The organism is Tardiphaga sp. GW822-FHT04G09 (genome assembly GCF_058800725.1).
In genome coordinates this window covers 129973-137362 of record NZ_JBXAMO010000015.1, presented here as the reverse complement: position 1 = coordinate 137362, position 7390 = coordinate 129973, and the positions used below count along the sequence as shown (strand labels likewise).

The following is a 7390-nucleotide window of genomic DNA, read 5'->3' as shown; positions in this document are numbered from 1 at the left end:
CACCGCCTCCCGCCCCGCAATCGTGACGATCGCGATCGCCCCTCTCGGTGGGGCAGGACGAAGCGGAAAATAATCAATATGGGGATGTTGTCAATAGATATAGGAAAAAATGTTTGGGGCGATAGTGGCATTCAGCAGATCGGCGCGACGCTGCATGGTCCGGTCCGATGTCGTCATGCCGCCATAGCCGCAACGAATTCCGATCCCGGCAAAGTTTTCGTTTCAACCGCGTGACAGCGGAACAATCCGGATCACCGCAGCTTGTTACATGCGCAATATCTGCGTTTGGAGGGTTGAAATGAAACGTACCATGATCGCGACAGCCGCCGCGGCATTCCTGGGTCTGGGCCTGATGCTTCCAGCAACCGCCATGCCGGTCGGTGGGCTTGCACCTGCGAGCACCACCAGCGATATCATCCAGGTTCGTGGCGGCCATGGCGGCGGACATCACGGCATGCATCGCGGCGGGCGTGGACATCACTACGGCTGGGGCCGCGGACGCGGTCATCACTATGGCTGGTCGCGCGGCCGGCATCGCGGCTGGCACTAGAACCTGTTTCATCCTCGATGAATCAGATTCCAGCTTCTTCTTTTATTGAAGCATGATCCCTCGACAAACGAACTCCTTTGTCGGCGAAGACCGGTATCCACTTTTCGGGGTCACGCTCTGACGAACAACAACAGGCGCGATCAACCTGACATGAACATCATCACGAGCCGCCCGCACGGGCGGCTCTTTCCGTTTCGCGAGCAGGTTTTCAATCCTTGCCCGGATCGCTCGCCAATACGCCCTTCACCGCCTGCGCCCAGCCCTTGAGCTTGCGCGCGCGCGTGGCCTCGCTCATCACCGGTTTGAAGCGATGCTCGAGGCGCCAGTTGTCAGCGAACTTTGCGGGTTCGGGAAATACGCCAGCCTTGAGACCGGCGAGATAGGCAGCGCCCAGCGCGGTGGTCTCCTGAATCATGGGGCGATCGACAGGGGCGTTCAAGAGATCGGCGAGACGCTGCATGGTCCAGTCCGACGCGGTCATGCCGCCGTCGACGCGCAGCACAACTGTCGCCGCCGAGACATCGGGCCAGTCGGCACGCATCGCCGCATAGAGATCCCTCGTCTGGTAGCAGACGCTTTCCAGCGCGGCATGGGCGAGTTCGGCCGGGCCGGTGTTGCGCGTCAATCCGAACAGTGCGCCGCGTACATCGGGATTCCAGTAGGGCGCACCGAGCCCGACAAAGGCCGGAACCAGATAGACCGATTGCAATGAATCGTTCTGGTCCGCGAGCGGCCCGCTTTCGGCGGCGCTCTTGATGATGCCGAGCCCGTCGCGCAGCCATTGCACCGCCGAACCGGCAACGAAGATCGAACCTTCGAGCGCATAGGTCCGCACGCCGTTCAGTTGATAGGCCACGGTGGTCAGCAGCTTGTGCTTCGAGACCACCGGCGTCGTACCGGTGTTGAGCAGCGCAAAACAGCCGGTGCCATAAGTCGACTTGATCATGCCTGGCGCAAAACATGCCTGTCCGATGGTTGCTGCCTGCTGATCCCCGGCGATGCCACCGATCACGATCGTGCCGCCGAACAGATCGGTGCTGCCGAAATCCGACGAGGAATCCTGCACCCTGGGCAGCATCGCCTTGGGCACGCGCAGCAGCTTCAGAAGCTCATCATCCCATTCACCGGTGTGGATGTTGAACAGTAGCGTGCGCGAGGCATTGGTGGCGTCGGTGGCATGCACCGCCCCCTCCGTCAGCCGCCACAGCAGATAGCAATCCACGGTGCCGAACAGGAGTTCGCCGCGCTCGGCACGGTCGCGCGCACCGGGCACATGATCGAGGATCCACGCCACCTTGGTCCCGGAGAAATACGGATCGATGATCAGGCCGGACTTGCTGGAGATCATCGGCTCGTGGCCATCGGCCTTGAGTCGCGCGCAGATCTCCGCGGTGCGACGGTCCTGCCAGACGATGGCGCGATGCACGGCCTGGCCCGTGACGCGGTCCCACACCACGGTGGTCTCGCGCTGATTGGTGATGCCGATGGCGGCGATGTCCTTCGCCGTCACGCCGGCCTTTGTCATGGCCGCGCGGCAGACTTGCAGCGTCGAGGTCCAGATATCCTCCGGCTCGTGCTCGACCCAGCCGGAGGCTGGAAAATGCTGCGGGAATTCCTGCTGCGCGGAGGCCGCGATCGAGATATCGGCGCGAAAGATCATCGCGCGGGAGGATGTGGTGCCCTGATCAATGGCCATCACGAAAGACATGTGCGCTTCTTCCCGGAAGATTGCGGTCGCGTTGTATTTGGAGGCGCAGGCAACCGGATTAGCGCGGGCACGTCAAGCGGCCGCGTCCGGCAACGACGACGATCAGGTCGCGGAATCGATCATCATGACCAGAGCAGCCGGGATCATCGCCAGCTCGCGTGGCAACGTCTCGCGGGTGCGGCGCACGACGCCCTCGCCGAGCCGGCCGAGGAACCGCGCCCAGCGCTGCGCGCGCCAGTACAACGAATTCTCTATTGTCACCGAGCGCAGCTTGAACGCCTTGCCGGTGGCCCAGGCATCGCATTCCAGCTTCAGCGGATCGGCGTAATATTGCGCGATCTTGGCTGCACCCATGCCGGGGGTGGCGAGCCAGTTCGGGATATGCACGCTGCAGAGCTGTGCGACATCGGTAAACACCTTGTCGGTGCCACAGCCGCTGCCCGGGCATGGCGAGGCAAAGGCATCGCCGACCAAGACGACGCCGGGCTGGACCACGTTGTCGCTCTCATAGAGATCGATGGGGCGGATCCTGATATCGCCGGAGATCCTGTAGTCACCGATCAGCCCACGCAGTTTCGGCAGGCAGGCGTCGAGTGCCGCCTCGGGCGTCCGGCGCATCTGGCGAATCCAGGGATCGTCGGTCTCGCGATAGACGAACAGGTTGCCCCGCATGGTCTCACCAATAGGAAACAGCGTGAGATAGGCCGTGCGGTGAACCGTCGTTTCGGCAAAATAGGTCAGCGCGGGAAATGCAAAGCGGTCGCGGCCGACCGGCGCGATATCGAAGCCGACCGAGATCGAATGATTGGCCGAGATGACCGGGCGGCCGATATCGAGCTGATCGCGCAGGCTGACGCTGGCGCCATTGGCGAGGACAACGAGGCGCGCGGAAATCTCTTCGCCATTGGACAGGCCGATGGTCTGGCGATCAGCCGATGTGGCGATCGAGGTCGCCTTGGCGTGAATGGTCTCGACGGTGGACGGGATCTCGCCACGCACGGTGTTGACCAGCGTGTCGTAGAGAAAACCGTGCTGCTGGCTGGGGCGCTTGTCGATCACGCGGCCGAAGCGCGCGATCCAGATCTCGTCGTCATGGGTGGCGGCTGACAGCACCGCATTGGCGAGACCTGTCTTGCGCAGCCGGTCGAGCTGGACGCCGCCGCTGATCTTCTCGCAGCGGAGTTCAGGCGGATGAACCTGGTGCGGCTCGATCAGGATCGCAGACACACCGGCGCGACCGAGCATCGCCGCAGCCGTCGATCCGGCGAGGCCGCCACCAATGATCGCGATATCCGTCTGCCGCACGGGCACTCTCCAGCTGCGGATATCCGTGCGCCTGAAATGTTAAAAAACGGGAAAGGATTAAGGCAGCCGGTGAGTTGTTACCGCGGAAGGTCGGTTTCAGGGATTTCTTACCCTCCCCTGCAGGGGGGGTCGGCGATCATCGCGCGCAGCGCGGTGAGAGGCGGGGTGGGGTGAAGCTGGGGGCGACAGCGTCTGTGGCTTCACCCCACCCCGACGAACGCTACGCGTTCATCGCCCCTCCCCCTTCAGGGGAGGGTAAGGACGTCACACCGACGCCGTGGTGACTCCGCCGTCGATGACGATGGTCTGGCCGGTCATGAAGGTGGACGAGTCCGAGCCGAGATAGGCAACGGCGCCGGCGATCTCATGGGGCTCGCCGATCCGGCGCAGCGGCGTGGTGGCGGTGCGGCGCTTGAGATTGGCCTCGTCTTCCCACAGCGCCTTGGCGAAATCGGTCTTCACCAGACCCGGCGCGATGCAATTGACGCGCACGCCCTTCGGACCCCATTCGCCGGCAAGACTGCGGCACAGGGCGAAGTCGGCAGCCTTGGAGATGCCGTAGGCGCCGATCACCGTGGAGCCGCGCAAGCCGCCGATGGAGGAGATGATCACAACGGAGCCCTTGCCGCGCTCGGCCATGGCCGGGATCGCCTTGGCGCAGAGCCAGATATTGCTCTTGACGTTGGAGCCCATGATCTTGTCGAAGGCCTCATCCGCAATATCGAGCAGCGGGCCATAATAGGGATTCACGGCAGCGTTGCAGACCAGGATGTCGATCGGACCGTAATGCTTCACGGTGCCGTCAACGAGCGCGTCGATCTCGTCACGGCGGGAGATGTTGCAGGGAATGACATGGGCGTCGCCGCCATTGGCCTTGATGCCATCGACAACGGCCTGACAGGCATCCGCCTTGCGGCTGGACACGACGACCTTGGCACCGAGGCTGGCGAGCAGTTCAGCGGATGCCTTGCCGATACCGCGGCTGGAGCCGGTGATGACGGCGACCTTGCCGGTGAGATCGAATGGATTTTTCACGGGCAGGTCTCCTTGGGAGTTTTGTGGAAGGAACGGCGGCGCGCAACGCTTCTCCCCGCATGCGGGGAGAGGGTGGCGTGGACGAAGTCCGCGACGGGTGAGGGGGACTCTCAGCGAGCTCGGAGCGTATGGAGAGCCCCCTCACCCGTCACTCACATGCTTCGCATGTCAGTGACGACCTCTCCCCGCAAGCGGGGAGAGGTTAGCAGGCAAGCCCTACTCCGTGATCCCGCCCGCCTGCGCCACGCGGCGCAGATGATAGTCCGCATCGCCGAACTGCTGCTCGATCATGGTCAGCCGCTTGAAGTAATGGCCGATCTTGTACTCCATGGTGACGCCGACGCCGCCATGGAGCTGCACACCGGACTGGCCAACGAAGCGGGCGGAGCGGCCGATCTGCACCTTGGCAGCGGCGACCGTCTTGGCGCGTTCGTCGAGATCGTCATAGGTTGCCGCCATCGAGGCCAGATAGGACATGCTGCGCGCCGTCTCCAGCGCGGTGAACATGTCGGCGCCGCGATGCTGCAGCGCCTGGAACGAGCCGATGGCAACGCCGAACTGCTTGCGCTCCTTGATGTACTCGATCGAGACCTTCAGTGCTTCTTCCATCGCACCGACCGCTTCGGCGCAGAGCGCGATGCGGGCATCGTCGACGACCTGCTCGATCAGCGAGAGGCCGTTCTCGGCATCGCCGATCACCGCATCGGCGCCGACCTCGACATTGTTGAGCTTGATGTCGGCGGCGCGGCTGCCGTCCTGGGTCTCATAGCCGCGGATGTCGACACCCTTGGCATTCGCCGGCACCAGGAATGCACCGACGCCCTTGGCATCGCGATGGCCGCCGGCCGTGCGTGCGGTGACGATCAGCGTGTCAGCCGTGTCGCCGTGACCGACGACGAACTTCTCGCCGGACAGCGTGTAGCCCGAGCCGCTCTTCTTGGCTGATGTGGAGACGTCGCTGAGATCGTAGCGCGAGTCCCGCTCAAGCTGCGCGAAGGCCAGCGTCTTCGAACCATCGACAATGCCCGGCAGATGCGCGGCGCGCTGTTCGGCCGAACCGCGACGCAGGAAGCCGCCGCCGATCATCACCGTGTCGAGATAGGGCTCGACCACGAGATTGCGGCCGAGCGCTTCCATCACGATCATGGTCTCGATCGGACCGGCGCCGAAGCCGCCGTCTTCTTCCGAGAACGGCAGGCCGAGCAGGCCCTGTTCGGCAAACTTGCCCCAGACGTCCTTGCTCCAGCCGCCCTTTTCGGCGCGATATTTCTTGCGGGTCTCGAAATCGTAGGACGCCTTCAACAGGCCGTCGACGCTGTCCTTGAGGAGGCGTTGCTCCTCCGACAAATCAAAATCCATGTTCTCTTCCTCAGGTCGCGCGTGACGCGCGTGTGAATTGAATTCGTTGCAGACGTTGCAGCCGTAGGATGGGTAGAGCGCAGCGAAACCCATGCTGCGCTCGGAAGAAGATGATGGGTTTCGCTTCGCTCTACCCATCCTACAGTCCGCTCTTAGATCACAGCCCCAGCACCGCTTTCGCGATGATGTTGCGCTGGATCTCGTTGGAGCCGCCGTAGATCGACACCTTGCGGTAGTTGAAATAGCCGGGCGCGATGGTCGAGGCCCAATCGCCGGGATCGTTGCGGCCGTCATCGCTCTCGGGCACGAAGGGCATCGCGAACGGACCGGTGACTTCGAGCAAGAGCTCGGTGAGCGTCTGCTGGATTTCCGAACCCTTGATCTTGAGGATCGAGGAGGCCGGATCCGGCTTGCCCTTGCCGTGCTTGCCTTCGGCAGCAACAACACGCATCTGCGTCAGTTCGAGCGCCTTCAGCTCGATCTCGGTCGCTGCCAGCTTCTGGCGGAACTGCGGATCCTCGATCAGCGGCTTGTCGCCCGAACGCACCTTGCCGGCGAGTTCCTTGATGCGACGGATACGCTCCTTGGACATGCCGACGCGCGCGATGTTGACGCGCTCGTTGCCGAGCAGGAACTTGGCGTAGTCCCAGCCCTTGTTCTCCTCGCCGACGAGATTCTCGGCCGGCACCACGACGTCATCGAAGAACACTTCGTTGACTTCGTGCCCGCCATCGATGGTCTGGATCGGACGGACGGTGATGCCCTTCGACTTCATGTCGATGAGGATGAAAGAGATGCCCGACTGCTTCTTCGCATCGGGGTCGGTACGGCAGAGGCAGAAGATCCAGTCGGCATATTGCGCCAGCGTGGTCCAGGTCTTCTGGCCGTTGACGATGTAGGTATCGCCCTTCTTCTTGGCGGTGGTCTTCAGCGAAGCGAGATCCGAACCCGAACCCGGCTCCGAGAAGCCCTGGCACCACCAGTCGTCGATATTCGCAATGCGCGGCAGGAAGTGCTTCTTCTGCGCTTCATTGGCGAAGGTGTAGATCACCGGGCCGACCATGTTGACGCCGAACGGCAGCGGCGGCGGCGCAGGAGTCTTCTGCAGTTCTTCGAGGAAGATGTATTGCTGCACGGCCGACCAGCCGGTGCCGCCATATTCCTTCGGCCAATGCGGAACTGCCCAGCCCTTCTTGTTCAGCGTGCGCTGCCAGTTGACCAGATCTTCCTTGGACGTGTGGTGACCTTCCTGCAGCTTCTTGCGCGTCGCAGGGTCGAGGCTTTCGTGGAAGAAGGTTCGCACTTCGTCACGGAATGCCAGTTCTTCTTTGCTGAAGCTCAGATCCATCGGATCCTCCTTGTTTTACCGAATTTCCTAGCTCGTCATTCCGGGGCGCCTGCGAGCGAACCCGGAATCCCGGAGTGATGAACAT

The 7390-nt window shown here is 62.8% G+C and carries 7 protein-coding genes; 2 read left to right on the top strand and 5 right to left on the bottom strand.

From position 1 onward, the window contains the following. Together AC1RLZ_RS22510 and AC1RLZ_RS22505 are read left to right on the top strand one after the other, a co-directional pair. Positions 1-234: hypothetical protein (locus tag AC1RLZ_RS22510; protein WP_493190395.1), on the top strand; the 234-nt coding region annotated here is incomplete at its 5' end. Between the two features lie 64 nt (positions 235-298). Further along, on the top strand, positions 299-550 hold the full coding sequence (locus AC1RLZ_RS22505; RefSeq protein ID WP_493190394.1) for a hypothetical protein: 252 nt from the start codon (positions 299-301) through the stop codon (positions 548-550). 208 nt (positions 551-758) lie between these two features. Here AC1RLZ_RS22505 and glpK read toward each other — a convergent pair whose 3' ends face one another. The 5 genes from glpK to pimC form a co-directional block, all read right to left on the bottom strand. Further along, complete coding sequence (gene glpK / locus AC1RLZ_RS22500; protein ID WP_371422552.1) at positions 759-2258, bottom strand: glycerol kinase GlpK; 1500 nt, start codon at positions 2256-2258, stop codon at positions 759-761. Positions 2259-2360: 102 nt separating this feature from the next. After that, a complete protein-coding gene (locus AC1RLZ_RS22495) occupies positions 2361-3563 on the bottom strand; it encodes an FAD-dependent oxidoreductase (protein ID WP_493190393.1) in 1203 nt (400 codons plus the stop codon). A gap of 264 nt (positions 3564-3827) precedes the next feature. Beyond that, positions 3828-4598 (bottom strand): SDR family NAD(P)-dependent oxidoreductase, encoded by a 771-nt coding sequence (locus AC1RLZ_RS22490; protein ID WP_493190392.1) that lies wholly within the window; start codon positions 4596-4598, stop codon positions 3828-3830. Between the two features lie 216 nt (positions 4599-4814). Beyond that, on the bottom strand, positions 4815-5957 hold the full coding sequence (gene pimD, locus AC1RLZ_RS22485; RefSeq protein ID WP_493190391.1) for a pimeloyl-CoA dehydrogenase small subunit: 1143 nt from the start codon (positions 5955-5957) through the stop codon (positions 4815-4817). Positions 5958-6114: 157 nt separating this feature from the next. Next, positions 6115-7305, bottom strand: coding sequence for a pimeloyl-CoA dehydrogenase large subunit (pimC, locus tag AC1RLZ_RS22480; protein ID WP_371422548.1), 1191 nt, complete (start codon positions 7303-7305; stop codon positions 6115-6117). Between the last annotated feature and the right edge of the window lie 85 nt (positions 7306-7390).

Excerpts from the sequence above, each read along its gene's own strand:
- AC1RLZ_RS22505 (WP_493190394.1), top strand. The coding sequence starts at position 299 with ATGAAACGTACCATGATCGCGACAGCCGCCGCGGCATTCCTGGGTCTG.
- glpK (WP_371422552.1), bottom strand. The coding sequence starts at position 2,258 with ATGTCTTTCGTGATGGCCATTGATCAGGGCACCACATCCTCCCGCGCG.
- pimD (WP_493190391.1), bottom strand. The coding sequence starts at position 5,957 with ATGGATTTTGATTTGTCGGAGGAGCAACGCCTCCTCAAGGACAGCGTC.
- pimC (WP_371422548.1), bottom strand. The coding sequence starts at position 7,305 with ATGGATCTGAGCTTCAGCAAAGAAGAACTGGCATTCCGTGACGAAGTG.